Origin of the sequence: Streptomyces monomycini (assembly GCF_022271435.1) — a bacterium.
GTDB classification, from domain to species: domain Bacteria; phylum Actinomycetota; class Actinomycetes; order Streptomycetales; family Streptomycetaceae; genus Streptomyces; species Streptomyces monomycini.
In genome coordinates this window covers 128,320-153,508 of sequence record NZ_JAFIQY010000018.1, presented here as the reverse complement: position 1 = coordinate 153,508, position 25,189 = coordinate 128,320, and the positions used below count along the sequence as shown (strand labels likewise).

The 25,189-nt window shown below is 71.6% G+C and carries 24 protein-coding genes and 1 tRNA gene; 15 read left to right on the top strand and 10 right to left on the bottom strand.

Annotated features, from left to right (window positions below):
• From JXZ78_RS21485 to JXZ78_RS21460, 6 genes are all read right to left on the bottom strand, one after another.
• The coding region (locus JXZ78_RS21485) for a biotin carboxylase N-terminal domain-containing protein (RefSeq protein WP_308281056.1) at nucleotides 1–241 on the bottom strand (241 nt) is incomplete at its 3' end.
• A gap of 97 nt (nucleotides 242–338) precedes the next feature.
• Nucleotides 339–581 carry an acyl-CoA carboxylase epsilon subunit gene (locus JXZ78_RS21480; protein ID WP_030025428.1) on the bottom strand — a complete coding sequence of 81 codons (243 nt, stop codon included), beginning with the start codon at nucleotides 579–581 and terminating at the stop codon, nucleotides 339–341.
• Between the two features lie 23 nt (nucleotides 582–604).
• Nucleotides 605–2,152 (bottom strand): acyl-CoA carboxylase subunit beta, encoded by a 1,548-nt coding sequence (locus JXZ78_RS21475; protein WP_238783275.1) that lies wholly within the window; start codon nucleotides 2,150–2,152, stop codon nucleotides 605–607.
• 176 nt (nucleotides 2,153–2,328) lie between these two features.
• On the bottom strand, nucleotides 2,329–2,592 hold the full coding sequence (locus JXZ78_RS21470) for an acyl carrier protein (RefSeq protein WP_030017833.1): 264 nt from the start codon (nucleotides 2,590–2,592) through the stop codon (nucleotides 2,329–2,331).
• A 107-nt stretch (nucleotides 2,593–2,699) separates the two neighbouring features.
• Nucleotides 2,700–3,980: a beta-ketoacyl synthase N-terminal-like domain-containing protein gene (locus tag JXZ78_RS21465; RefSeq protein WP_078623966.1), complete on the bottom strand. Its 1,281-nt coding sequence runs from the start codon at nucleotides 3,978–3,980 to the stop codon at nucleotides 2,700–2,702.
• On the bottom strand, nucleotides 3,977–5,248 hold the full coding sequence (locus tag JXZ78_RS21460; protein WP_030017831.1) for a beta-ketoacyl-[acyl-carrier-protein] synthase family protein: 1,272 nt from the start codon (nucleotides 5,246–5,248) through the stop codon (nucleotides 3,977–3,979). Before JXZ78_RS21460 ends, JXZ78_RS21465 begins: the two co-directional genes overlap by 4 nt.
• Nucleotides 5,249–5,560: 312 nt before the next feature.
• Here JXZ78_RS21460 and JXZ78_RS21455 point away from each other — a divergent pair, with 312 nt between their 5' ends.
• From JXZ78_RS21455 to JXZ78_RS21430, 6 genes are all read left to right on the top strand, one after another.
• The gene (locus tag JXZ78_RS21455) at nucleotides 5,561–7,129 is read left to right on the top strand and encodes a bifunctional 3-(3-hydroxy-phenyl)propionate/3-hydroxycinnamic acid hydroxylase (protein WP_050502055.1); all 1,569 of its coding nucleotides are present in this window, start codon (nucleotides 5,561–5,563) and stop codon (nucleotides 7,127–7,129) included.
• Nucleotides 7,130–7,218: 89 nt separating this feature from the next.
• Nucleotides 7,219–7,839 (top strand): flavodoxin family protein, encoded by a 621-nt coding sequence (locus tag JXZ78_RS21450; RefSeq protein WP_050502054.1) that lies wholly within the window; start codon nucleotides 7,219–7,221, stop codon nucleotides 7,837–7,839.
• Nucleotides 7,836–8,804, top strand: coding sequence for an MBL fold metallo-hydrolase (locus tag JXZ78_RS21445; protein ID WP_050502053.1), 969 nt, complete (start codon nucleotides 7,836–7,838; stop codon nucleotides 8,802–8,804). Before JXZ78_RS21450 ends, JXZ78_RS21445 begins: the two co-directional genes overlap by 4 nt.
• An 85-nt stretch (nucleotides 8,805–8,889) precedes the next feature.
• Nucleotides 8,890–9,867 (top strand): fumarylacetoacetate hydrolase family protein, encoded by a 978-nt coding sequence (locus JXZ78_RS21440; protein ID WP_030017827.1) that lies wholly within the window; start codon nucleotides 8,890–8,892, stop codon nucleotides 9,865–9,867.
• On the top strand, nucleotides 9,864–10,406 hold the full coding sequence (locus tag JXZ78_RS21435) for an ester cyclase (RefSeq protein WP_050502052.1): 543 nt from the start codon (nucleotides 9,864–9,866) through the stop codon (nucleotides 10,404–10,406). The genes JXZ78_RS21440 and JXZ78_RS21435 overlap by 4 nt, the downstream gene beginning before the upstream one ends.
• A complete protein-coding gene (locus tag JXZ78_RS21430) occupies nucleotides 10,393–11,478 on the top strand; it encodes an amidohydrolase family protein (protein ID WP_050502051.1) in 1,086 nt (361 codons plus the stop codon). Before JXZ78_RS21435 ends, JXZ78_RS21430 begins: the two co-directional genes overlap by 14 nt.
• Before the next feature lie 108 nt (nucleotides 11,479–11,586).
• Here the strand turns inward: JXZ78_RS21430 and JXZ78_RS21425 are convergent, their stop codons facing one another.
• Entirely contained in the window at nucleotides 11,587–12,192 is a 606-nt protein-coding gene (locus JXZ78_RS21425; protein WP_050502050.1) for a helix-turn-helix domain-containing protein, read from the bottom strand.
• Between the two features lie 659 nt (nucleotides 12,193–12,851).
• Between JXZ78_RS21425 and JXZ78_RS21420 the strand changes: the two genes are divergently transcribed.
• The 5 genes from JXZ78_RS21420 (at nucleotide 12,852) to JXZ78_RS21400 (ending at nucleotide 18,587) form a co-directional block, all read left to right on the top strand.
• Entirely contained in the window at nucleotides 12,852–13,793 is a 942-nt protein-coding gene (locus tag JXZ78_RS21420) for a LysR family transcriptional regulator (protein WP_063726018.1), read from the top strand.
• A gap of 217 nt (nucleotides 13,794–14,010) precedes the next feature.
• A complete protein-coding gene (locus JXZ78_RS21415) occupies nucleotides 14,011–15,498 on the top strand; it encodes an FAD-dependent monooxygenase (RefSeq protein WP_030017822.1) in 1,488 nt (495 codons plus the stop codon).
• A 98-nt stretch (nucleotides 15,499–15,596) separates the two neighbouring features.
• The gene (locus JXZ78_RS21410; RefSeq protein ID WP_030017821.1) at nucleotides 15,597–16,793 is read left to right on the top strand and encodes an MFS transporter; all 1,197 of its coding nucleotides are present in this window, start codon (nucleotides 15,597–15,599) and stop codon (nucleotides 16,791–16,793) included.
• A gap of 16 nt (nucleotides 16,794–16,809) precedes the next feature.
• The gene (locus JXZ78_RS21405; protein WP_050502047.1) at nucleotides 16,810–17,367 is read left to right on the top strand and encodes a cupin domain-containing protein; all 558 of its coding nucleotides are present in this window, start codon (nucleotides 16,810–16,812) and stop codon (nucleotides 17,365–17,367) included.
• Between the two features lie 881 nt (nucleotides 17,368–18,248).
• Nucleotides 18,249–18,587 carry a MerR family transcriptional regulator gene (locus JXZ78_RS21400; protein ID WP_030017818.1) on the top strand — a complete coding sequence of 113 codons (339 nt, stop codon included), beginning with the start codon at nucleotides 18,249–18,251 and terminating at the stop codon, nucleotides 18,585–18,587.
• 317 nt (nucleotides 18,588–18,904) lie between these two features.
• Here JXZ78_RS21400 and JXZ78_RS21395 read toward each other — a convergent pair.
• Nucleotides 18,905–18,978: transfer RNA gene (locus tag JXZ78_RS21395), tRNA-Gly, on the bottom strand.
• Nucleotides 18,979–19,201: 223 nt separating this feature from the next.
• Between JXZ78_RS21395 and JXZ78_RS21390 the strand changes: the two genes are divergently transcribed.
• The 4 genes from JXZ78_RS21390 (at nucleotide 19,202) to JXZ78_RS21375 (ending at nucleotide 22,408) form a co-directional block, all read left to right on the top strand.
• Nucleotides 19,202–19,360, top strand: a complete 159-nt coding sequence (locus tag JXZ78_RS21390; RefSeq protein ID WP_167515148.1) for a hypothetical protein — start codon at nucleotides 19,202–19,204, stop codon at nucleotides 19,358–19,360.
• Nucleotides 19,361–19,603: 243 nt separating this feature from the next.
• On the top strand, nucleotides 19,604–20,179 hold the full coding sequence (gene dcd, locus JXZ78_RS21385) for a dCTP deaminase (RefSeq protein ID WP_030017817.1): 576 nt from the start codon (nucleotides 19,604–19,606) through the stop codon (nucleotides 20,177–20,179).
• 16 nt (nucleotides 20,180–20,195) lie between these two features.
• The gene (locus tag JXZ78_RS21380; RefSeq protein WP_030017816.1) at nucleotides 20,196–20,693 is read left to right on the top strand and encodes a phosphoribosyltransferase; all 498 of its coding nucleotides are present in this window, start codon (nucleotides 20,196–20,198) and stop codon (nucleotides 20,691–20,693) included.
• 206 nt (nucleotides 20,694–20,899) lie between these two features.
• A complete protein-coding gene (locus tag JXZ78_RS21375) occupies nucleotides 20,900–22,408 on the top strand; it encodes a ricin-type beta-trefoil lectin domain protein (RefSeq protein ID WP_050502046.1) in 1,509 nt (502 codons plus the stop codon).
• Nucleotides 22,409–22,510: 102 nt separating this feature from the next.
• On the opposite strand, the gene JXZ78_RS21370 is transcribed toward JXZ78_RS21375, so the two are convergent.
• Nucleotides 22,511–23,542, bottom strand: coding sequence for a Yip1 family protein (locus JXZ78_RS21370; protein WP_030017813.1), 1,032 nt, complete (start codon nucleotides 23,540–23,542; stop codon nucleotides 22,511–22,513).
• 582 nt (nucleotides 23,543–24,124) lie between these two features.
• Entirely contained in the window at nucleotides 24,125–25,135 is a 1,011-nt protein-coding gene (locus tag JXZ78_RS21365; protein ID WP_078624731.1) for an AraC family transcriptional regulator, read from the bottom strand.
• Nucleotides 25,136–25,189: the final 54 nt, after the last annotated feature.

The window sequence follows — 25,189 nt, the reverse complement described above, 5'->3', positions numbered from 1 at the left end:
AGCCGGGGTGGATGGCGTCGGCGCCGGAGTCGGCGGCGGCGGTCAGGACCTTGGTGATGTCGAGGTAGCTGGTGGCCGGGGTGTCACCGCCCAGTGCGTAGGCCTCGTCCGCCGCGCGTACGTGCAGGGCGTCGCGGTCGGGGTCGGCGTAGACGGCCACACTCCCGATTCCGGCGTCCCGGCACGCCCGGGCAACGCGGACAGCGATTTCGCCTCGGTTGGCGATGAGCACCTTGCGCACGACGTGGTCAGCCTTTCTGGGCCGGAGGGAGGCGGAGGGGGAGGAGGGACGAGGGCGGTGAGCTGAGGGCTGCGGGGTGTCCGGGAGGCGGAAGGGATCAGCGCTGCCAGCTTGCCGGGGAGCGGTACGGGCGGCCGAGGTCACCGGCGCCCCACGGCGGGGCAGCCGGGGCGGGCCGGGACGGCGCGTCCCGGTGGTCGCGCCCACGGGTGAGGAGGAGGGCGGTCAGTACGGCGATCTCGTCGCCGCTGGGACGGCCGCGCACGATACGGAACAGGCTCTCCGCCCGCGGCAGAGGCCCTTCGGCGGCATCAGCGGTACTGGCGGCATCGACGGTCACAGGCGCACTCCTCGATGAAGACGTCACTGGGGCTGGTTGCCGTGCTTGCGGCTCGGCAGTCCGGCGTGCTTGCCGCGCAGCATGGCCAGCGAGCCGATGAGGACCTGCCGGGTGTCGGCGGGGTCGATCACGTCGTCGACGAGGCCGCGCTCGGCCGCGTAGTACGGGTGCATCAGCTCGGACTTGTACTCCTTGACCATCTGGGCGCGCATCGCCTCGGGGTCGTCCGCCGCCGCGATCTGCTTGCGGAAGATGACGTTGGCGGCGCCCTCCGCGCCCATCACCGCGATCTCGTTCGTCGGCCAGGCCAGCGAGACGTCCGCGCCGATGGAACGCGAGTCCATGACGATGTACGCGCCGCCGTACGCCTTGCGCAGCACCACCGAGATCCGCGGCACCGTGGCGTTGCAGTACGCGTACAGCAGCTTCGCGCCGTGCCGGATGATGCCGCCGTGCTCCTGGTCCACGCCGGGCAGGAAGCCGGGCACGTCCACCAGGGTCACCAGCGGGATGTTGAAGGAGTCGCAGAACTGGACGAAGCGCGCGGCCTTCTCGCTGGAGTGGATGTCCAGGACGCCGGCCATGGCGCGGGGCTGGTTGGCCACCACGCCCACGACCTGTCCGTCGAGCCGGGCCAGCGCGCACACGATGTTCTGCGCCCAGGTGGCGCTGATCTCGAAGTAGTCGCCGCCGTCCACGATCTCGGCCACCACCTCCCGCACGTCGTACGGCTGGTTCCCCTCGGCCGGCACCAGGTCGCGCAGGATCTCGGTGGTGCGGCCGGGGTCGTCGGCGCAGGGCTCGGACGGGGGGAGCTCCCGGTTGTTCTGCGGGAGCATCGAGAGCAGGTAGCGGACCTCCTCGATGCAGGTCTCCTCGTCGTCGTACGCGAAGTGGGCCACACCGGAGGTCCGGGCGTGCACGTCCGCGCCGCCCAGGCCGTTCTGGGTGATCTCCTCGCCGGTCACCGCCTTGACCACGTCGGGGCCCGTGATGAACATCTGCGAGGTGTCGCGGACCATGAAGACGAAGTCGGTGAGCGCCGGGGAGTAGGCGGCGCCGCCCGCGCACGGGCCGAGCATCACGCTGATCTGCGGGATGACGCCGGACGCCTTGGTGTTGCGCTGGAAGATGCCGCCGTACCCGGCCAGGGCGGTCACGCCCTCCTGGATGCGGGCCCCGGCGCCGTCGTTGAGGGACACCAGTGGCGCGCCCGCGGCGATGGCCCGGTCCATCAGCTTGTGGATCTTGTCGGCGTGGGCCTCGCCGAGGGCGCCACCGAAGATCCGGAAGTCATGGGCGTACACGAACACGGTCCGGCCGAACACCGTGCCCCAGCCGGTGATCACACCGTCGGTGTACGGCTTCTTGTGCTCCAGGCCGAAGCCGGCGGCCCGGTGGCGGCGCAGCTGCTCCACCTCCTGGAAGGAACCGTCGTCCAGGAGGAGGCCGATCCGTTCCCTGGCCGTCAGTTTTCCCTTGGCGTGCTGGCGCTCGGTGGCGCGTGGGTCCGGGCCGTCGGCCGCCGCCCGGCGTTTGTCCCTGAGCTCGCTGAGAGATTCCTGCATCATGCGTTGTCCCCGTCCGTGTGAACCAGAAGTGGGCCCGAAGGTGCTCCGCTGGTGGTGGGCGAGCGGCGGGCCGGTGCCGCGGCGACGCGCCTGGGCCGGTGCGTCGCCGCGGCGTCCGGCCGCGATGGTGCCGGACGTACGAGGCGGGCCGGGTGGAGCGCCGGCCCGCCCGGCGATCACGCGGCGGCCGTGACCCGGGCCAGCTGGCCGTTGACGTAGTCGACGAGGGCCTGCGGGGTGGTCAGTTCGTCCATCGGGGCCTCGTCCGCCGCCACCCCGAGTTCCTGCTCGATACGGGAGAGGGTCTCCAGCAGGGCGATGGAGTCGTAGCCGAGGTCCTCGAAGGTGAGCGTGGCGACATCGCCGTCGAGGTCGCCGTTCTCGGGCTCGCCGGCGCAGTCGCGCAGGATGGTACGGAGCCCGCCGAGGGTGAAGGTCATGTCTGGGTCCTTTCGGTGAGGAACGTGAAGGTCGTGGTGCCGTGGGCCGGGCACATGGGTGCAGGCCGGTGAGGGCCGGGCCGCCCGGGCAGGCCGGTGGGGGCCGGTCAGGAGACCCGCGAGACCACCGCGGCGGAGTTGAAGCCGCCGTCTCCGCGGGCGAGCACCAGCACGTGGTCCAGTGCCGCCGGACGCGGGCCGCCGAGTACCAGGTCCAGGCCCAGTTCCTCGGCGAGGCCGCCGGTGCCGACCGCCGGCGGGATCTCTCCGTCGCGGATGGCCAGCAGGGCGCTGACGACATCGGCCGCGGCACCGGCGCCGTACATCCGCCCGGTCATGGTCTTGGGCAGGGCCACCGGCACCCGCCCCGGGCCGAACAGGTCGACGATGGCGGCGGCCTCGGCCCGGTCGGCGCCGGCCTCGGCGGCGCCGTCGGCGAAGACCGCGCCGATGTCCTGCGGGGCCAGGCCGGCGTCGTCCAGGGCGATCCGGGCGGCCCTGGCCAGCGTCGGCGGCTGTCCGGTCGCCGGGTGCGGGTCGAAGGTGGACCCGTAGCCGGTGATGGCGCCGTAGATGTTCCGGGCACCGCGTTCGCGGGCGGCGCCGAGGGGTTCCACGATCATCATGGCGCTGCCCTCACCGGGCACGTGGCCGCGGGCGGAGCCGTCGAACGGGGCGTACGCGGTGGCCGGGTCGGCGCCGGTGCTCAGGTTTCCGGCGGTCATGGCGGCGGTGAGGCCGTACGGGCAGACCGGGGCGTCGGCGCCGCCGGCGACCACGAACCGCTGCCCGGAACGCAGCCGCCGCCGGGCCTGGGCGAGGGCGTCGATGCCGCCGACCTGCCCGGTGACCACCACGCCGCTGGGGCCCTTGAGCTGGTGGCGGATGGAGACCTGGCCGGTGTTGACGCCGTAGAACCAGGCGTAGGACATGTACGCGGTGACGTAGCGGGGGCCCTTGCTCCACAGGCTCTGGAGCTCCCGCTGGATGAACTCCACCCCGCCGACGGCGTTGGCGGTGACCACCGAACCGGCGAATTCCTCGAAGGCGGCGGGGTCCAGGTCCGCGTCGTGCAGCGCCCACTCGGTGGTGGCCAGGGACAGCTGGGTGGCGCGGTCCGTGGCCGGGAGGAGCCGGCTGGGGATGTGCTCCCGGGCTTCGAAACCGTCGATCTCACCGGCGACCCGGACCGGGTAGGAGGAGGCGTCGAAGCGGGTGATGGGGCCGAGCCCGCTGACGCCCTTGCGGGTCGCGGTCCAGAAGTCCTCGGTACCCAGCCCGTTGGGGGCGGCTACGGAGACGCCGGTGACGACCGGCAGTTCGTCGTCGGTCACCGCACGGGGCCCGGTGGCCGCCGGTCCGTGTGCTGTCCGGTGTTCCGCGTTCATCGGTTGGCGCCTTCCTTGACGAGTACGGCCGCGCTCTGGAAGCCGCCGAAGCCGCTGCCGACGCTCAGGGCCACGTCGACCCGCTGCTCGCGTGCCTCCAGGGGCACGTAGTCCAGGTCGCAGTCCGGGTCGGGGGTGTGCAGGTTGGCCGTGGGCGGGATGACGCCGTGCTCGATGGCCAGGGCGCAGGCCGCCAGCTCGATGGAGCCGATCGCGCCCAGGGAGTGGCCGATCACGGACTTGATGGAGCTGACCGGTGTGGTGCGCGCGGCGTCGCCGAGGCTGCGCTTGTACGCGGCCGTCTCGTGCCGGTCGTTCTGCTTGGTGCCCGAGCCGTGGGCGTTGATGTAGTCGATGGCCTCCGGGGCGATCCGCGCGGTGGCCAGCGCGGAGTCGATCGCGGCGGACATCTCCCGGCCGTCCGGGCGCAGCGCCGTCATGTGGTGGGCGTTGCACCGGGCGGCGAACGCCGCGACCTCGGCGATGACCTGGGCGCCGCGGGCGTGGGCGTGCTCGGCGGTCTCCAGGACGAAGACCGCGGCCCCCTCGCCGAGCACGAACCCGTCACGGTCGCGGTCGAAGGGCCGCGAGGCGTGGCCGGGGTCCGCGTTGTTGGCGGAGGTGGCCTTGATCGCGTCGAAGCAGGCCACGGTGATGGGCGTGATGGGGGCGTCGGTGGCCCCGGCGATCACGACGTCCGCGCTGCCCTCGCGCAGGATGTCGCAGGCGTACCCGACGGAGTCCAGCCCCGAGGTGCAGCCCGCGGAGATCATGGCGGCCGGGCCCTGGGCGCCGGTGAGCCAGGCGATCTCCCGGACCAGCGAGCTGGGGGTGTTGTAGTCCGCCAGGTACGGGCCGGCCTTGCCCGGCGTCAGCTCCCAGGAGGCGCCGTCCCCGCTGATGTCGCGGTAGGCGCGGTCGAGTTCGCGTACCGAGCCCACGGCACTGCCCAGGGCGACGCCCATCCGGGCCGCGACCCGGTCGGTGACCTCCAGACCGGACTGTTCCAGGGCCTCCCGGGCGGCCACGTGGGCGAACTGGGAGGAGCGGCTCATGCGCTGTGCCTGTTCCTCGGTGAGCCCGTTCTCCTCGGGCCGAAAGTCGCACTCGGCCGCTATGCGTGAGCGAAAGCCGGTGGCGTCGAATGCGGTGATGTTCCGGGTGGCGCTCCGCCCGCTCGTCAAGGTTTCCCAGAAATTCTTGACACCGATTCCACGCGGGGCCACCACGCCGATTCCGGTGATCACTACGCGCCTTGGCGGCAGCATGCTCGAATCCCCCTAAGCCTTACCGTCTTGAATTGCGGATGTCCGCTACGTGTTCCTGAATGCTGACGGTGTCGCGGTGGCTGCTGGAAGGGTCCGGGGGCCCAACGGGGAAATGTTGTCAGGCGGCACGGATTCTGTGTGCCCGGCCGTGGCCACTCCTGGCCCATGACCCGGACACACCCCTGTGACGTGGTGTTTCGTCACCTCGGCGGCTCTTTGGGCCCTGAGACCCTGTCTCGCTCCGGGCGCACCTGGAAGGCTGCGTGAAAGACGGGCCATTTCGTGCTGCATTCGAGGAGGCAAGGGGACACGGTGGAAATCTGTGACGTGGCCGTGGTCGGTTACGGCCCGGTGGCACAAGTGCTGAGCGCCCTGCTGGGACAGTCCGGGTACAAAGTCGCCGCCTTCGAGAAACAGCCGGGCATCGCCTGCTCGCCGCGCGCCATCCATATCGATGACGAGATCATGCGGCTCATGGAGAAGATCGGTGCGGGCGCGGAGATCCGTGAAGGCGCCGTGTGCTGGGACACGTACGACACCAGGACCGCGGCATTCGGCGGTGAACTCCTGCGCCATTTCGACTGGAGCGGCATCGGCCGGCACGGCTGGCGCGAGCACTGGAGCTTCTACCAGCCCCGTCTCGAAGCCGCCGTCGACCGCCGGGTGCGGGACTGTCCCTCGGCCGCGGTCCACTTCGGCACCGAGGCCGTGGCGCTGGCGCAGGACGCGGACGGCGTGACGCTGACCGTGGCCGACTCCGCCACCGGTGAACGCCGTACCGTACGGGCCCGCCACCTGGTCGGCGCCGACGGTGCGGACGGCTTCGTCCGCGAGGCGCTCGGCATCGCCGTCACCCGCGGCGGCGGCGGTCCCCGCCGGCTCGTGCTGGACGTCGAGGAGAAGCACCCGATGTCCTTCGCCTTCGAGAACGGGCACTTCCTGGACCCCGAGCGGCCCGGCTGCCTCTTCCGTCTGGGCGCCGCCCACCGCCGCTTCGAGTTCCAGCTCTTCGACCACGAGGCCGCCGAGGACTTCACCGAGGAACGGGCCTGGGAACTGCTCTCCCCGTGGGGCGGGCCCGACGACTTCACGCTGCTGCGCCGGCCGGTGATCGCCTTCCGCGAGCTGATGGCGGAGACCTGGCAGGCCGGCCGCTGTTTCCTGGCCGGTGACGCGGCCCACGCCATGTGGCCGTTCGCGGGGCAGGGCATGTGCTCGGGCATGCGCGACGCCGCGGCGCTGGCCTGGCGGCTGGACCTGCTGTACCGCGGCGCCGCCGACGCCTCGGTCCTCGACACCTACACGGCCGACCGCAAGGACGACGTACAGAGCTGCATGGACCAGGCGCGGCAGGTCGGCGAGCCGTGCATCGTCCTCGACCCGGAGCAGATCGAGCACCGCAACGCCACGATGCGGGCCCAGCTGGCCGACCCCGCGCTGCGCCCGGTCCCCGCCCAGCGGCCCGGCCCCCGGGCGTTCGCCCGGGGCGGCGACCCGACGGCGGGCCGGCCCGGCATCCAGGCGGACGTCCGGGCCGGCGGCCGCCAGGGGATGTTCGACGAGGTCGTCGGGCACGGATTCGTCCTGCTCACCAGCTCCGCCGAGGCCGTCGCCGCCGTCTCCTCCCTGGCGCCGGAACTGCGCGCCGTGCTGGACGCGGCCGGCGTGACCGTCGCCCATGTGGGCCCTGAGGGTTCCGCGGCCCCGGTCACGGACGTCACGGGAGCGTACGGCGACTGGCTGGCCGAACTCGCCGCCGACTGCGTACTGGTCCGCCCGGACTTCGCCGTGTACGGCTCCGCCATCGGAGGGACCGGCAGCCGGGACCTGCTGACGGACTTCGCCGCTTCCCTGACGGCCCGGCACCTCGCCCAGGCGTGAGGCGGCCCCGCAGGCCCTCGACGGACCGGCCCGCCCCGGCCGCCGGCTCACCCACCACCGCCGGCCCACCCACGACCAAGGAAACCGTCATGCCGCACACACCGGAATCAACTGTCAGCATTGCCCACCACTCACGCCAGGGCCACACGGCCGTCCTGGCCGCGGCCGTGGCAGACGGCGCGCTGGAGGCCGGGGCGCAGGCCCATCTGATCGCGGTCGACCGTCTCGACGAGGACGGCTGGCGCCTGCTGGACGCCTCCGACGCGATCGTCTTCGGCTGCCCGACCTACATGGGCAACGTCTCGTCGGAGTTCCAGGCCTTCGCCGAAGCCACCTCGCGCCGTTGGCTGGACGGAGTGTGGCAGGACAAGGTCGCGGCGGGCTTCACCAACTCGGGCTGCCTGAGCGGCGACAAGCTCCAGGTGCTCCAGGCACTGACCATCCTGGCCGCCCAGCACGGGATGCACTGGGTCAACCTCGGCCTCAAGCCGGGCTTCAGCGCCAGTACCGACACCATGGACACCCCCAACCGCCTGGGCCTCTTCCTCGGCGCCGGCGCGCAGTCCCCCGCCGACCTGGGGGACGAGGGCCTGCACAAGTCGGACCTGGAAACCTGCCGGCTGCTCGGCGTGCGGGTGGCCGCGGTGAGCGCGGCTCTCACCGCCGGAACACGGCTGCTGGCCGACGGCGTACGGGCGGGGGCGGCATGAGCGTCGAAGCCCACGACCCCGTGGCGGCGACCTGCTGCGCGACGGCGGAAGAGCCGCGGGACACGGCCGAACTGGGGCGGCTGTCCCCGGTGGCCGACCACGTCTACGCCTTCACCCAGCCCGACTGGGGCTGGGGCCTCAACAACAGCGGAGTGATCGCCACCGACGAGGGCGTCCTGCTGGTCGACACCTGCTTCACCGAGCGGCGGACCGCGAGACTGCGCGAGGAGACCGCGCGGGTCAGCGACGCGCCGGTGCGGTACGTGGTCAACACCCACCACCACGGGGACCACACCTTCGGCAACTGTCAGTTCCCCGAGGCCGCCGTCATCGGCCACCCGTACTGCCGCGACAAGATCCTCAGCGAGGGCCTGGCCGTGGTCCCGTACTTCGACACCGTGGAGTGGGGCGACATCAGCGTCCGCCCGCCGACGGTGCTGTGCGAGGACCGTCTGACGCTCCAGCTCGGCGGCCTCACGGCGGAGATCATCCCGGTCGCCCCGGCCCACACACTGGGCGACGTGGTGGTGTGGCTCCCCGGGCCGCGGGTGCTCTTCGTCGGGGACATCATCTTCAACGGCTGCACGCCGGTGATCACCGACGGCTCCCTGTCCGGCATCCGTGCCGCGCTGCGGACCCTGCGCGCGCTGCGGCCCGAGGTGGTGGTCCCCGGCCACGGCCCGCTCGCGGGCCCCGAGGTCTTCGACGCCGCCGACGAGTACTTCGACTTCGTCGAGGACGCCGCCCGTAAGGGGCGCGCCCGCGGACTGAACCCGCTGGAAGCCGCCCGGGCGGTGGACCTGGGCGCGTACGCCGCCTGGAACGACAGCGAACGCCTGGTGGCCAACATCGCGCGGACGTACTCGGAGATGGACGGCGAGCCGGTCGGAACGCCGCTCCAGCGCAAGGAGATCGCGCCGATGATGACGGCCTTCGCGGGCCGGCCGCTGCGCTGCCGGGCCTGACGGCTGCCGGGCCTGACGGCTGTCGGCCGACCGCTGATGCCTGACGGCGCACTTTCGCACACCACTCTCGTACGAGGAGAACGGCATGAAGATCGGACGCATCCTGCGGGACGGCGTGGACGGGCCGGTGCCCCGGCTGGTGTCGGTGCACCCGGAGACCCACACGGTGCTCGACCTGGCCGCCGAGGAGCGGCGCAGGCTCGTCGATGCCGGTGCCTCGGCGCGCCGGGCGGCCCGGCTGGCCGCGGCGCAGTTCCCCGGCAGCCTGACCGAGGCGCTGGAGACCGGGCCCGCTTTCGCCGAGGCGGCCCGCCGGGTACTGGCGGAGGCCGACCCGGCCGCGGGCATTCCCATGACGCAGGTGGACTGGCTGCCGCCGGTGGACCCGCCCGTGCTGCGGGACTTCAACGCCTTCAAGAACCACGAGGCCACCGCGCCCGACGTGTGGTTCGAGGTCCCGCTCTTCTTCAAGATCAACCCCTCGACGCTGGTCGGCCCCGGCGCCGAGGTGGTCTGGCCGGCCGGCTGCGAGCACCTGGACTACGAGCTCGAACTGGGCCTCGTCATCGGCCGTCCGGCCCGTGACCTGACGCCCGGCACGGCCCGCGGCGCCCTGTTCGGCGTGACCGTCTTCAACGACTTCAGCGCCCGCAACCTGCTGCGGTACGAGATGGAGGGACGGCTCGGCCCCGCCAAGGGCAAGGACTTCTCCACCGCGGTGGGCCCGTGGGTGGTCACCACCGACGAACTCGACCTGACGGACCTGACGATGACCGCCCACGTCAACGGCGAGGAGTGGTCCCGCGGCAACAGCGGCTCGCTGGTGTGGAGCATCGAGGAGATCCTCAGCTACGCCTCCCGCTCGGAGCCGCTGGTTCCCGGCGAGGTCATCGGCACCGGCACGGTGGCGGGCGGCAGTGGCTGGGAGCTGGGCCGCAAACTGCGGCCCGGCGACACCGTACGCCTGGAGATCGCCGGAGCGGGCTGGCTGGAGAACACCGTCGGCAAGCCCGACCCGGTGCGCTGGCAGCCGACCCCGCGCAAGAAGGCGGCGGCCGGATGACGGCCACCGGAGCGGTCCGAGACGCGGGCGGGACGGCGGCCGCGGGCCGGACGGAGGCCGGGTACGGCCTCGAAGACATCGGGACGAAGACGAAGGACGGACACGCCATGACGGACACCGCGGCCATCGCCCGCAGACTGTTCACCGCGCTCCAGGACGCCGACGTACCGGTGATCCACGAGCTGATCGCCGAGGATCTGGTCGACCACAGCCCGATGTTCGGGCGCAACGCGTTCGAGCGGGAGAACCTCAAGGAGTCCGCGGTCCGCTTCAAGACCGCGTTCCCCGACGTCCGGATCCACACCGAGCACGTGCTCGCGGACGGCGACAAGGTCCTGGTCCACGAGATCGTCACCGGCACCAACACCGGCCCGTTCGGCGAGCAGCCGCCCACCGGTCGCGCGATGCGGGTCCAGGCCGCCCACATCCTGCGGATCGCCGGCGGCCGGGTCGTCGAGCACTGGTCCGTACGGGAGTTGGAGACCATGCGTGCCGCGCTGGGCATCGGCGAGGACGGTACTCCGCATGGCGGTCAGTGAGGGGCGGGGCGGGGGCCGCGCCGGGCGGGATTCCGCCGGGCACGGCGACGGACAGCCCGGCGCGGTCGGACATGGCCACGAACACGACGGCTCGGGCGGCGGGCACGGCCACGACCGGCCCGGCGCGGGCTGGATCGACGTCCACGCCCACCTGGTGCCGCCCTCCTTCGACCGCGCCTGGCACGCGGCCCCGCCGGCCCACCGGGACGGCATGCCCGGCCTGCCGAAGTGGTCCCTCGACACGGCGCTGGCGGACATGGACCGTACGGGCGTGAGCGCCGCGGCCGTCAGCGTCCCCTCGCCGGGGGTGAACTTCGGCGACCCCCGGAGCGCCGCCGGCCTGGCCCGCCGGATCAACGACGAGAGCGCCGGGATCGTCGCCGGCTCCGGAGGGCGGCTCGGTCTGCTGGCCTGCCTGCCGCTCACCGACCCGGACGCCGCGCCGGCGGAGATCGCGGCCACGGCGGACCGGCCGGAGGTCCACGGATACGTCCTGTTCACCAACAACGGCGGCCGCTACCCGGGCGATCCCGCGTTCCGGCCCGTCCTGGCCGAACTCGACCGCCGGAACGCCACCGTGCTGCTGCACCCGACCTCGGCGCCCACCGTGGAGGTGCCGGGGGTGCGCCGGCCGCCGAGCGCTCTGCTGGAATTCCCCTTCGACACCACCCGGGCCGTCATCGACCTGGTGCTGTCGGGCTCGCTGGCCGAGTTCCCCGGGATCCGGTGGATCGTGCCGCACGCCGGAGCGACGCTGGGCGTGCTCGCCGACCGGGTGGACGCCCTGGCCGCGGCCATGCTCCCGGGCAGCCGGATCGACGTGCTGGGCGCACTGCGCTCGCTGTACTACGACCTCTCAGGGCCGGTGCTGCCACGGCAGTTGGAGACGCTGCTGCGCATCGCCGATCCACAGCGCCTGCTGTACGGGAGCGACCTGCCGTTCTTCCCACGGGACCTGGTGTACCGGTGGCGCGACGAGCTGGCCCGTACCGAGGTGCTGGACGAGCGGCAGCGGCGGGCGGCGGCCCGGGAGACCGCTGCCATCCTCTTCCCGAGGCTGGCCACGGTCTGAGGCGGCCGACGGGGCCGTGGCCCCGGACCGACCGCGCGGGCGGCGCCCCGGCACCCGGCCGGAGCGCCGCCCGCGGGCGGTTGTCCGTTGTCTCAGGTGTCTGTTCTCTCAGGCGGACACCTTGCAGCGGTCCCGGTCCGCCTCCCACGGCACGGCGGGACGGTTCGCGTGGTCGCACCGGCCGTCGCCGGCCGCGACCGCCACGCCCGCCCGCTCGTCCGGCTGCTCGGTACGGGCCAGACCCAGCCAGATCGCCATGGCCTCGGCGCGGTGGCGGGCCCCCAGCTTGGCGAACAGCCGGTTGATGTGGTTCTTGACGGTCTTCTCGCTGATGAACAGCGCCTGTGCGATCTCGGTGTTGGTGAAACCGCGCGACAGGCCGTTCATGATGTCCCGTTCCCGGTCGGAAACGCCTTCCCGGCCGGCTCCGGCCGTCGGGTGTTCACCGCCCGGTAAATAGGTGAGCGCCGGTGCGGCCAGTGCCTCCGGTGCGCCCGCGCTCCTTGCCGCGCGCGGGCAGACCAGGACGGTTCCCCAGGTGGAGACCAGGCACGGTACGTGTGCGAGGTCCTTCTTGTGGTCCTCGCGGATGTGCCACAGGACCAGGTCCTGTCCACCGGTGCCCGCCGTGGCCCGCGGCTGCCCCGCGCACGTTCCCGGCGTCCCCCGGGGTGCCCGGTCGGCGGCCTCGGCGGCGCCGTTCGGCACGACCACGTAGGGGGCGACCGGAGCACCGCAGGAACAGTTCGAGATCGGCCCGGACGGAAGGTTGACGGAGAGGGAATCGCTGCGAGAACTTATGGTGAATTTTCGTCCGGGTTTGCCTGACATCCTTTTGGTCCCCCATCTGGTGAGCTAAGCGTTCCCTGCTCAGAACCCTTCCAAAAAACATCGTCGGCCGACAGTGCCTGCAAGGAATGGCACACGGTCGGCCACAGCGTCGAAAACATTACCGTGTTCTCCGGTTCCGGCAACTGTGGTGAGACGGAGATCACCCGTCTCGCCATCTCAGCGTAAATATGGCGCCAACGGCCCGGCTGACATGACTCGGCTTTAGCCGTCTTTTGCTTTTCCATGGTGATCGCGTAGGTGAATATCGGCCGAGGCGGGGGCGATCTGCCCCATTCCGCCCCTCGGCGGGCGATTTTTCACCGGTGAATGGTCGCCTGAGGCGACGTATCCCGCTGCGCTGTGCGGTTTGCCGTAACTTTTGAAAGTCATGGGTGAAATTCGACTGGAGGTGCGCGAAAAAGCCGTGTGGACCGCATGGTGGCAATTCGGTTCATGCCACGCGCCAAACTACTTTCCTTGTACAGTAAGCCGGGGCAGGGCTTGTCGTCCACATCAATCCTGATAACCGGAGGTTGTGCCAGGTGAAATCTGTCGACCTGAACCTCCTCATCGCGCTGGACGCCCTGCTGGAGGAAGGCAGCGTCTCCGGCGCCGCGGAGCGCATGCGGACCTCCACCCCGACCATGAGCCGGACCCTGGCCCGGCTGCGGCGCGCCTTCGGCGACCCGCTCCTGGTCCGCGCCGGCCGGCAGATGGTGCCGACGCCGCGCGCCCTGGCCGTGCGCGAGCAGGTGCGCTCCCTGGTCGAGCAGGCCACGGGGATGTTCCTGGAGACCGGTGTGCCGGAGCTGGGCTCGCTGAAGGCCACGTTCACCGTGCAGGCCAACGACATGGTGGTCGGGGCGCTCGCCCAGCCGCTGCTGAGCGCCGTCCACCGCCAGGCGCCCAACGTCACGGTGCGGTTCGTGCCGGAGGACTCCGGCGACAGCACCCCCAAGCTGCGGGAGGGCGGCACCGACCTGGTGATCAGCGTGGCCGACTCCGCCTCCGGGGAGGTCAACAGCGAACGGCTCGTCGTCGACCGGGTGCTGGCCCTGGTCCGCGCCGGGCACCCGCTGCTGCGCGGCGAGGTGACCCTGGAACGGTTCGCCGGCGCCCAGCACATCAGCGTCTCCCGGCGCGGCCGGCTCACCGGGCCCATCGACGACCACCTCGCCGAGCGCGGGCTGCACCGGCAGGTGGTCTCCGTCGTACCGAGCTGGGTGGCCTCCTGGCACATGCTGGCGCAGACCGACCTGGTGGGGCTGGCCACCGAGAAGCTGAGCCGCCAGGCCGTCCGGCTCCTCGACCTGCGCACCGTGCGGATCCCCCTGCGGCTGCCGCCCATCGTCATCGCGCAGTCCTGGCACGTCCGGCACCAGGCCGACCCCACGCACACCTGGTTCCGGCACTGTGTCCGCGGTGTCTTCGAGAGTCTGCACGCCGACCGCGGCGGCGACCGGGACGAGCCCACCGCCTCCTGAGTTGGTCTGTACCAGCCAATTGCCGCCGAAGGCAACGCTGCCTTATCGGAATTGCATTTTGTGATGCCTGGTGCCGCGGATACCGTGGGATCGATACTGATGAATTGGCGACTCCGCCGCGGGGACTGAAAGACAATGGCCCGGGCGGCAGCCGCATTCCGGGCAGCCGGAATTCCCGCGTGTTTTTTTATTCATAGATAGGCGGCTGGTGCTGGTCATGCAGCGCAACGATTACGACGTCCTCATCGCCGGTGGTGGCCCGGTCGGGCTGATGCTCGCCTGTGAGCTGCGGATGTACGGGGTGTCCACGCTGGTCGTGGAGCGCCTCGTACCGGGCGCCAACGAGCCGAGGACGCTGACGATCCACGCCCGTACCCTCGAAATCATGGACCGCCGCGATCTGCTCACCGATTTCATCGCGGCCGAAAAGGACACGGCCAATCTGGACGAGTACCGACGCCGCCTGGCGAACACCTCGGCGCGCGGCCATTTCGCCGGAATGTTCGTACTGGGCCGCGGCACCGTCACCGCCGAACAGCCCCAGGAATTGGCACTGACCCGCGAAGCCACCGAGGCCGTGCTGACCCGCCGCGCGACCGGGACCGGGGCCGTCGTCCGCCACGGCGCCGAGGTCGTGGGGCTCGACCAGGACGCCGACGGGGTGGCCGTCACGGTCCTGGACGAGCAGGGCAGCAGCGTGATCCGGGCGGGCTTCGTGGTCGGCTGCGACGGCGGACGCAGCGCCGTACGCAAGCTGGCCGGCATCGGCTTCCCCGGCACCGAACCGCAGCTGGTCAACTGGATGGGGCTGGGCACGATCACCGACGTCGACCGCCTGCCCATGGGCTGGCAGCGGCGCGAGCGCGGCTGGTTCATGCGGATGCCCGACGGCCGGATCTCCACCACCGAGTGGGACCGGCCGGTGCCCGAGACCCCGGCCACCGCCGAGGAACTGGTCGAGTCCGTCCACCGGGTCACCGGCGAGCACATCGAGTTCACCGACGTCCGCTTCGTCTCCCGGTTCACCGACAGCACCCGGCTGGCCGCGCGGTACCGGGACGGGCGCGTCCTGCTCGCCGGGGACGCCGCGCACGTGCACTTCCCCGCGGGCGGCCAGGGAGCCAACCTGGGCCTCCAGGACGCCGTGAACCTGGGCTGGAAGCTCGCCGCCGCCTGCCAGGGCCGCCCCGGGCCGCTGGACACCTACGAATCCGAGCGCCGCCCGGTCGCCGAGCGGGTCCTGCAGAACACCCGCGCCCAGGTCGCCCTGATGCGCCCGGGCTCTCAAGTCGACGCGCTGCGCGAGCTGTTCACCGTCCTCATGGAGTTCGACGACGTCAACAACTACCTGACCGACGCGATCTACGGCACCGACATCCACTACGGCGGCAGCGACGACCCGCGCGTCGGAACCTTCGTCGCCGACCGGCAGCTCAAGACCGACTCCGGGACCGTACGCCTGGCGGAACTGCTGCGCGGCGGACGCCCGTTGCTGCTGGACCTCACCGGCACCTCCGACGCCGTACGCGCCGCGGAGCCCTGGAGCGACCGCATACGGGCCGTCACCGCCCTGGACCCCGACGCCGAGGCCGCCGTGCTGCTCATCCGTCCCGACGGCTGCGCCGCCTGGGCCGGTGACGCGCCCGTCAGCGGCGAGGGCCTGCGCGCCGCCCTGACCGAATGGTGCGGCCCCGCCCGCACCTGACCGCCCGTCGGCGGCCCCGCGTCCCGGCCCGGCACGGCCCGCACGGCCCCGGCCGGGACCCCGCCCCGCCGCCCCGCCCGCTCCACGCAGGAGGACCCGTGCCCCTAGCGCTGGCCGCACTCACCCTGGCCGCCTTCGGCATCGGCACCACCGAGTTCGTCGTGATGGGCCTGCTGCCGACCGTCGCGCACGACCTGGACGTCTCCATCCCCGACGCCGGATACCTGGTCTCGGCGTACGCCCTCGGGGTCGTCATCGGCGCCCCGCTGCTCACCCTGGCCGCCCGGCGGCTGCCCGCCAAGACCACCCTGCTGTCGCTGATGGCGCTGTTCACCATCGGCAACGTCACCACCACGCTGGCCCCCAACGAACCGGTCATGCTGGTGACACGGTTCGTGGCGGGGCTGCCGCACGGGGCCTTCTTCGGCGTCGGCGCGGTCGTCGCCGCGGGCATGGTCTCCGCCGACCGCACCGCCAAGGCGGTGTCGATGATGTTCCTCGGCCTCGCCCTGGCCAACATCGCCGGCGTACCCCTCGGCACCTACCTCGGCACCACGCTGGGCTGGCGCTCCGCGTTCGTGGTCGTCGCCGCCATCGGCGTCCTCAGCGTGATCGCCATCGCGCTCATGATCCCCCGGCAGCCGAAGGCCGCCCCCACCTCCGTCCGCGACGAACTCGCCGCGTTCCGCCGCGGCGACGTCTGGCTGGCGCTGGGCACCGTCACCGTCGGCTTCGCCAGCATCTTCACCGTCTACAGCTACGTCGCCCCCCTGCTGACCGAGGCCAGCGGCTTCTCCGCCACCTCGGTCAGCTATCTCCTGGTCCTGCTCGGCGTGGGCATGACGGTGGGCAACGTCATCGGCGGCCGCGCCGCCGACCGCGCCCTGGTCCCCAGCCTCTACACCGCCCTGGCGGTACTGGCCGTCGTCCTGGCGCTGTTCGCCCTCGCCGCCCCACTGAAGATCACCGCGGCCCTCGGGCTCTTCGCGGCCGGCGTCGCCGGCTTCAGCCTCGGCCCGATCATGCAGACCTACATCATGAGCAAGGCCCCCGACAGCGCCTCGCTGGTCTCCGCGTCCGTCCAGTCCGCGTTCAACATCGCCAACTCCCTCGGCGCCTACCTGGGCGGCCTCGTCATCACGGCCGGCTTCGGCTACACCGCACCGGTCTGGCTTGGCGTCCTGCTCGCCGTGGTCGGCCTCGTCCTGGCCGTCGTCGTCACCGCGGCCACCCGCCGCGGACAGGGCCCCGGGGCCCTGCCGGTTCCCCAGCCTCAGCTGAACAATCAGAACTGACCGAACGGAGGCAGCAATGCCCGAAACACCAGCAGCGCCGGGAGCGCCGACTGCACCGGCAGCTTCAGAAGTGACCGACGGCCTGATGCTCCACCCGGGCGACGGCGACCGCATCACGATCGGCGGACTCCGGATCGAGGTGAAGGTCTCCGCGAAGGACGCCAAGCTCACCTCGGCGTTCGAGGTCGTCGTCCCCCCGGGCTTCGACGTCGGCGCCCACCGCCACGACCACGGCGAGGAACTCTTCTACGTCCTGGAGGGCGAACTCGACCTCCTCGCCTTCGAACCGGTCAGCATCACCGGCGACAACTGGCGCGAGTGGCGTTCCCGCGACGGCCGCTCCGTCCTGCGGGCAGGCCCCGGCAGCATGATCTTCGTACCCCCGGGCTGCCCGCACGCCTTCGCCAACCCGACCGACGCCGAAGCCAGGATGCTGTTCCTGTCCTTCCCGGCCGGCCACGAGGACTACCTCCGCGAACTCTCCGACCTCGTCAACAACCAGGCCGCCCCTGAAGCCGTCGTCGCCCTCCGCAACCGCCACGGCATCGAACAGCTCACCACCATCACGGCCTGACCCCACCCAGGGCCCGCCCTCGGGCCACCCGAAGGCCCAGCTCGGAGACCGACTCCTTGAGCTGGGCCTTCGTCTGTGGAGCAGGCGACGGAAACCGCCCCCGTTCCCTGGCTGCCGGCATCGTCGGGCAGCTGATCACAGTGGTGGAAGCGGTAAGCGCCGCCGCCATGGCCTCCTCGTCGGGCCCGACACCGCCCGAAGCCGTTTTCCTCCCTACCCGACACGCAAAAATCTACCTCGGCCAGGGTAGACATTGGCCGGTACCGTAGCTATGGTTTCTCTCGTAACCCAGAGAGACCGCAGGGCCCGGCAGAGACGAACTGCCGGGCAGCAGGATCCGCACATGCAGCACGCAGGACGGTGCGGCGGTGGAGTCCCGAAGCCAGGGTTGGTAAGGACGGCGACGGGGCTGACGGCCGCAGCGGGTGGCCCGCAGTGATCAGGGGCCGCCGTGAGCAGGACCCGGTGAAGGCGTCGGCTGCAGGCGCGCGCACCGGAACATGAGGCAGTGAGTCCCACGCCGCAGTACGGGCAACGGGGCCGGCTGCCGGAGAGCGGTGCTGGCACAGGCCGCTGAGCAGTTCGCATCACCGCAGTACGCAGTAGAGCAGTTGATCACTGAGGGAAGAACGGAGGAGCGGTCGCCATCAGGATCGCCCGGGCGGGCAGTGAGAACCCGGGTACCGCAGGACATCCGATAGTGAGGTGGTCTCCGGTCAAGCAACCGCGATCCCCGCAGTCCCGGCAGCCTTTCGGCCGGGCCGGCGGACACAGAAGGCCGGCGCACGACCAAGGCCGGCAGATGGTGTAGCTAGTTCCTTCGGGGCCCGGGTGCCAGTACGGCATCCGGGCCCCTCGACGCGTTTCACGAGAGAGGTTCGATGACAGCAGACGACTCGTACGGCCGGCTCGACGACGAGGACTACCCCGCCTACACCATAGGGCGGGCCGCCGAAATGCTCGGCACCACTCAGGGCTTCCTCCGCGCCATCGGCGAAGCGCGCCTGGTCACCCCGCTCCGCTCCAGCGGCGGCCACCGCCGCTACTCCCGCTACCAGCTGCGCATCGCCGCCCGCGCCCGTGAACTCGTCGACCAGGGCACCCCCATCGAGGCCGCCTGCCGCATCATCATCCTCGAAGACCAGCTCGAAGAAGCCCAGCGGATCAACGCCGAGTACCGCCGCGCCGCCGAACCGCCGGACCAGTCCACCGCGACCTGAACCGCCGGACCAGTCCACCGCGACCTGAGACGACGGGCCGGCAACCTTCACAGAAGCCCAGGCCTCCGGCCGCGCAAGATGTCCGGAGCGCCCAGCGTTCCGGACGCCTCGGCCTCCCCGGACCCCCGAGCCAGAAGCAGCCTCCGGTCACGAGCGTGCCAGGCCCGAGCGGGCGGGGAAGCCAGGACGCCCGGAAGAGGGCTGCGGCCCGTCAACTCCGTACGCCGATCGGCACTTTGCGGCACGCGAAGAGCCCGCGACCCTGAATCGCTCTGGACAACAAACAAGTCCCAGGTCGCTGACCTGGGACTTCGATATGGAGCGGGTGACGGGAATCGAACCCGCGCTCTGAGCTTGGGAAGCTCATGTTCTACCATTAAACTACACCCGCTTGAGCGCCGCCCGTAGTGAGGGCGGTGCAGCGTCGCACACTCTACCCCATCGCGGACCCCCGGTGCAGTTGGCCGTGGGGTCCGGTGGTGTGTCCGGGGTGGGTTGCGGTGTGGGGTGCGGGAGTTGGGGCGTACGGTGGGGGCGCGGAGTGCCGCGTGTGGTGGCGCCCAGTTCATCCCCTAATGTGGCTTTTGTTGTCCACGCATTCGGGAGAGGACTTGATGGAGCGCACCGTCGTACGTTGTGCCGAGGGGCACGTGTTCAGCACCGCTTCGTTTCCCATGCAGACCACGGACCGGCTCGGCCCCGCCCGGCTGCTGCGGTGTCCGCGCTGCGCGCGGCTGCGGCATTCGGTGCCGGTGGGGTGCGAGAAGCGCTGAGGTCGAGGACGCCGGGCGCCGGCCGTACGCCGCGGGCGGCGGTCCCCCGGTGGGGCGGAGGCGAAACGGACGGCAGTCGGTGGAGCGGCTGTGAGATGTGTGGGCGAGGGCCCGGTCCCCTGTGGTGGGGGCCGGGCCCTCGTCGTACGGAGGGGCGGGGCGGACCCTTGTCGTGCGGCGGGCCGGGGCCGGGCCGGGCGGTGGTGTGCGGGGAGGGTGGGGGCGGGCGCGTATCCTCGATGCGTGCTTCTCTCAGACAAGGACATCCGGACCGAGATCGACGCGGGCCGGGTCCGCATCGATCCCTATGACGAGTCGATGGTGCAGCCGTCGAGTATCGATGTGCGCCTCGACCGGTACTTCCGGGTGTTCGAGAACCACCGGTACCCGCACATCGACCCCGCCGTGGAGCAGCAGGACCTGACGCGCGAGGTGGTGCCGGAGGGGGACGAGGCGTTCATCCTGCACCCCGGCGAGTTCGTGCTGGCGTCGACGTACGAGGTCATCACGCTGCCCGACGATCTCGCTTCGCGGCTGGAGGGGAAGAGCTCGCTGGGGCGGCTGGGGCTGCTGACGCACTCGACGGCCGGCTTCATCGACCCGGGCTTCAGCGGACATGTCACGCTGGAGCTGAGCAATGTCGCGACGCTGCCGATCAAGCTGTGGCCCGGCATGAAGATCGGCCAGCTGTGCATGTTCCGGCTGACGTCGGCCGCCGAGCACCCGTACGGCTCCGCCAAGTACGGCTCGCGGTACCAGGGCCAGCGGGGGCCGACGCCCTCGCGGTCGTTCCAGAATTTTCACCGGACCCAGGTCTGAGAGTGCGAGAGAACCAGTGAGTGGTGTGCGGGAGAACCTGACGTACGAGCGCTTCGGCGGCGCGATCCGTGAGCTGGCGCAGACGATCGCCGACGACGGGTACGAGCCCGACATCGTGCTGTCGATCGCGCGCGGCGGCGTCTTCGTGGCCGGCGGCCTGGCGTACGCGCTGGACTGCAAGAACATCCACCTGGTGAACGTGGAGTTCTACACGGGCGTCGGTACGACCCTGGAGATGCCGGTCATGCTGGCGCCCGTACCGAACGCGATCGACTTCTCGGACAAGAAGGTGCTGATCGCGGACGACGTGGCCGACACCGGCAAGACGCTGAAGCTGGTGCACGACTTCTGCCTGGGGACGGTGGCCGAGGTCCGCAGCGCGGTGATCTATGAGAAGTCGCACTCGCTGGTGAAGTGCGAGTACGTGTGGAAGCGCACGGACGAGTGGATCAACTTCCCGTGGAGCGTCGAGCCGCCGGTGGTGCGGCGCGAGGGGCAGGTCCTCGACGCCTGAGGGCTGTCGGAGACGTAGCGGCGCGGGGAAGCGCATCGGGCGGTGACGGGCCCGGTGCGCTTCTTGTTGTTTAGAGCGCGGGCTGTGAATTCGGGCCAATCCTGTTCCGGCTGTTCCACCGTTGACTACCTACGAGTAGAAACCGGCGGAGACAGCAGACCGGAAGCCGGGGAGGCCCAGGGGTGCGTGTGAGAGCGGGGCGGCTGATGGCCGCCGCAGCGGCGTTGGCGGTGGGGTTCGGCGGAGCGGGCGGAGTCGCGGGGGTGGGCGCCGGTACGGCGGTGGCCGCCCCGGCCGGCTCCGCGGCGGCCAAGCCGCTGCCGCCCGAACTGGAGAAGATCCGGGCGGCCGAGGCCGTCAAGCTGTACGGGGACGCGGCCGAGCGGCCGGTCGCCGAGCGGAAGTCGTCCCTGATCTCGCTGGGGGACAGTGAGATATCGGGGGAGGGGGTGGGGACGTACGAGCCCGGGACGAACGGGCCGGACAACTGGTGCCACCGTTCGCCCGACGCGGCCGTCCACCGGACCGGGATAGCGACGGACGTGACGTACAACGTCGCCTGCTCCGGGGCGTACACGGGGAACATCAACATCGGCGGTACGAAGCAGTACGCCGACGAGCTGGTGCAGAGCGACAGCCTGGCGATCAAGGCCAGGAACACCCGGCTGAAGATGGTGCTGCTGGTCGCCGGGGCCAACGACGACCTCCAGTTCGGGCCGGTGATGACGGACTGCGTCACCCGCTGGTTCACCCTCCAGGGGCCGTGCGAGCCGAAGTACCAGCCGGGGTGGCAGGGCCGGGTCGACGCGCTGGTCCCCAAGGTCGAGAAGAGCGTGCGCGACCTGCGGACCGTGATGCGCGACGCGGGGTACGCGGACGGCGACTACAAGCTGGTCGTGATGGGTTACCCGAGTCCCATCGGCCCGGACATCGAGGACAACCCGAAGTTCCCGGGCAAACTGCCGGGCGGGTGCACGGGCTACACCTCCGACTCGGCGTGGGGCCGCAACACGGCCGTACCGGCCTTCGAGAAGGGGATGCGGAAGGTCGCGGCCGACACCGGCGCGACGTACCTCGACAACTCGCGGCTCTTCCACGGGCACGAGGTCTGCATGGAGGACACCTGGGCCCGCGGCCTGTACGTGGACCTGGCGAACCCCTTCCCGCCGAACGCCAACTCCGTACGGCAGTCCTTCCACCCGAACGCGCGCGGCCACGCCGCCTTCGCCTCCTGCCTCACGCAGCTGTACGCGTCGGACCGGCGCGAGGCGTCCTGCGCCGACCCCGCCAGCACCGGGCAGCCGCAGCTGTACCCGCTGGCCTGGGACGACGAGTACAAGCCGCTGAAGAACGCCGCCACCGGCAGCTGTGTGGACGCCAAGGGCGCGAGCAGCAGTAACGGTACGGCGGTGCTGGGCTGGGACTGCAACGGGCAGCGGAACCAGGACTGGTGGCACGACACCCAGCGCCGCTCCCTGCATGTGGGGCTGACACAGGACCGCTGCCTGGACGTACCGGGCGCGAAGTACGAGGCCGGGGCCGGTCTGGTGCTGTGGAACTGCTCGGGCGCGGCCAACCAGCAGTTCACCAAGGACGCCGCGAGCGGGTCGGTCCGGCCGGCGGCCGCGCCGGGGCTGTGCCTGACGCTGGGCTCGGCCAAGGACGCGGTACGGCTCCAGAAGTGCGACGGGTCGGCGGCGCAGCGGTTCGTGTAGCGCGCCACATGCGGAAGGCCCCGCTCCGGGTGCGGAGCGGGGCCTGGCGGGCACGGCAGGGCGTACGGTCAAAAGGGGCGTGCGGTCGAAAGGGGCGTGCGGTCAGAGCGTTCCCAGCTTTACCAGGGCCAGCAGCGCGACCAGCTGGATCGCGGAGGCGCCCAGCGCCTTGGGCCACGGCAGGTCGTGCGACTTGCTCACCATCGAGGTGAAGAGCGCGCCCGCGGCCAGCCAGGTGGCCCAGCCCACCACCTGCACCAGCGTGCTGTCGCCGCCCAGGAACATCGCGAGGAGCAGCCGTGGCGCGTCCGTGACCGACATGATCAGCATGGACAGGCCGACGGTCGGCTGCCAGGCACCGTCGCCGCCGAGCTGGCGGGCGAGGGTGTGGGTGACCGCCCCGAGGATCAGACCGCCGATGACGAACATCACGGCGGTGATCAGCACCCAGGGGATGCTGTTGGAGAGCGTGGCGTTCAGCACGTCCTCGCGGGCCTTGTCGAAGCCGAAGACCGCGAGCAGGCCGTAGACGAAGGTGACGATCAGGGCCGGGCCCCACACCGGGTGGTCGCGCATCTGCCAGAACGTCGGGTTCGGGCGGGTGACCAGGCCGGTCAGCAGATGCTTCCAGGGCAGCCGGGGGCCGGCCGGCGGGGCCGAGGTCTGGCCCGCGCGGTAGGTACCGCCGTCGCCGTACCCGTCGTCGCCGTACGGGCCGCCGTTGGGGCCGTTGGGGCCGCCTGGGCCGCCAGGTGCGTACCCGCCGTTGTCGTACCGGCCGTTCGACGGCCCGCCGGGCGGACCGTACGCGTCCGGGGCCTCGCCGACGCTGAACTGCTGCGTGTGGCCCGGGCTGTTGTCGTTGGCGTACGGGGCGTAGGACTGCTGCTGCGGCTGGTAGCCGCCGTCACCGAAGTACTCGGGCTCGCCGTGCCGGTCACCGCCGTGCGGGCCTGCGGGATGCGGTCCGCCGTACGGCTGCGGGGGCTGCGGCGGCCGGTGCGCTTGCTGCTGCCACTGCCCGTGCGGAGACGGGGGCTGCTGCCCGTACGGCTGTCCCTGCTGCCCGTACGGAGCCTGCTGCCCCTGCTGCTGCCCCTGTTGCGCGGAGCGGGCGTCCCGTCCGCGACCCATCCTGAATCCAGCCACGCATCGAACGTACCTGGTCTCGGAGGCCGCGTGGCCGGGCCCGGGGGCCGGGGGCGGCTTTGCTGCCGACCTGTGACATCCCCTAGGGGAGCGGTGGCGGATCCCCGAGGGGACACGGAGGGGGCGGGGGAGACGGAGGATGCGGGGGAGGTCAGGGAGGGGGGAAGGAGGGTGGGAACGGTCCGGAGGGCGACCCGCAGGAGGGCCCGGCGCGGTGGCCCCACCAGCCCATGAGGCGCCGGACCGTCGCGGTCCGACGCCTCATGGGTGGGGGTCCGGCTGCGGTTACGGGGGGATACCGGCCGGCACCCAGGGGTCGGCCACCGGTGAATGCCACCGTCGGTGTGCACTGACGGACAAACGCATCGGTGTCGCCGACTCGGCCCTGGCACTCCAGACCGTAGCGGTGCGGAGGCAGGAGCATGATCCATTCTGCGCAGCCGGTATCCGGATCACGCTGCGTGTTCGTCGCGGGGGGGGGGAAGGACGCGTACAGGTCGCGCCCGGTACGTCACTCAGTCAGCTGCTCGGTCGGCCACCCAGTCGGCCACCCGCCGGCCGCCCGCTTCACGGCGCGTGCAGCGTCTGGGAGGGCGTCTCCCCGAACCGCTCCCGGTAACTGCGGGCGAACCGCCCGAGATGCACGAACCCCCACCGGTACGCCACCTCGCCCACACTCAGCTCCCCCGGCCCCGCCCGCCGCAGCTCGTCCCGTACGCGGCTCAGCCGTACGTCGCGCAGATAGGCCATCGGCGACATGCCGACGTGCCGGCGGAACCCCTCCTGGAGCCACCGCGCGCTGACCCGTGCGACGGCGGCCAGCTCGGCGGTGTCGAAGGGATGCTCCGGCTGCCCCTGGATGGCGTCCACCGCGCGCTTGACGGGCGCCGGGCGGTAGGACGGCGCCGCCGGGGCCGACGGCTGGGTCAATTCCTCGCGGTGCGGGTGGTCGGCGGCCAGCAACAGGCCGCTCAACAGCGCCTCTTGCAGGGGCGCCGCGACCAGCGGCTGGCGCATCAGCTCGCCCGCGTCCTGGATGTCCCGTACGGCGGTCCGCACCAGCCGTGCCCAGCCGCGCCCCGGGCCCCGGGACACGTCGAGGTCGGGGGCGAAGCGCACCGGTGTGCGGACGGGCCTGCCCAACAGGTGCTGGAGATGCTGTTCGAGGTCCGTCGTATAGATCTTCACCGCCAGCAGCCGGCACCCGCCGCTCCACCGGTCGATGGTGGTGACGCCGTCCGGCTGGAACACGCCGGCCCGGTCCGGTGTGGTGGTCCGCGGCTCCCTCGCCCCCTGCCGCCACTGGATGGACCCGCTCAGCGGTACGTCCACGTGGTACGCGCCCAACTCCCCGAACCGCAGCCGCAGCTCGGCGGCGAACCCCACCTCGCCGACGGTGACCGCCCCGAACCGCACGACGTCGAAGCACGCGCCCAGGTCGTCGTCCCGCGACAGCTGGTCGATGCGGCTGGCGTAGAAGGTCTCGGCGATCGCCCACCGCGCCTCGTCCAGGTCCGCCGTCCGCAGGGACAGGACCGAGGGCACCGGCGGGACGGCGGCCCCCGGCTCCGCAGACATGTTCAGTACGACCCTTTCCCCCCGGGCAGACAGAACCGTCCGTCCGGTCCCTGC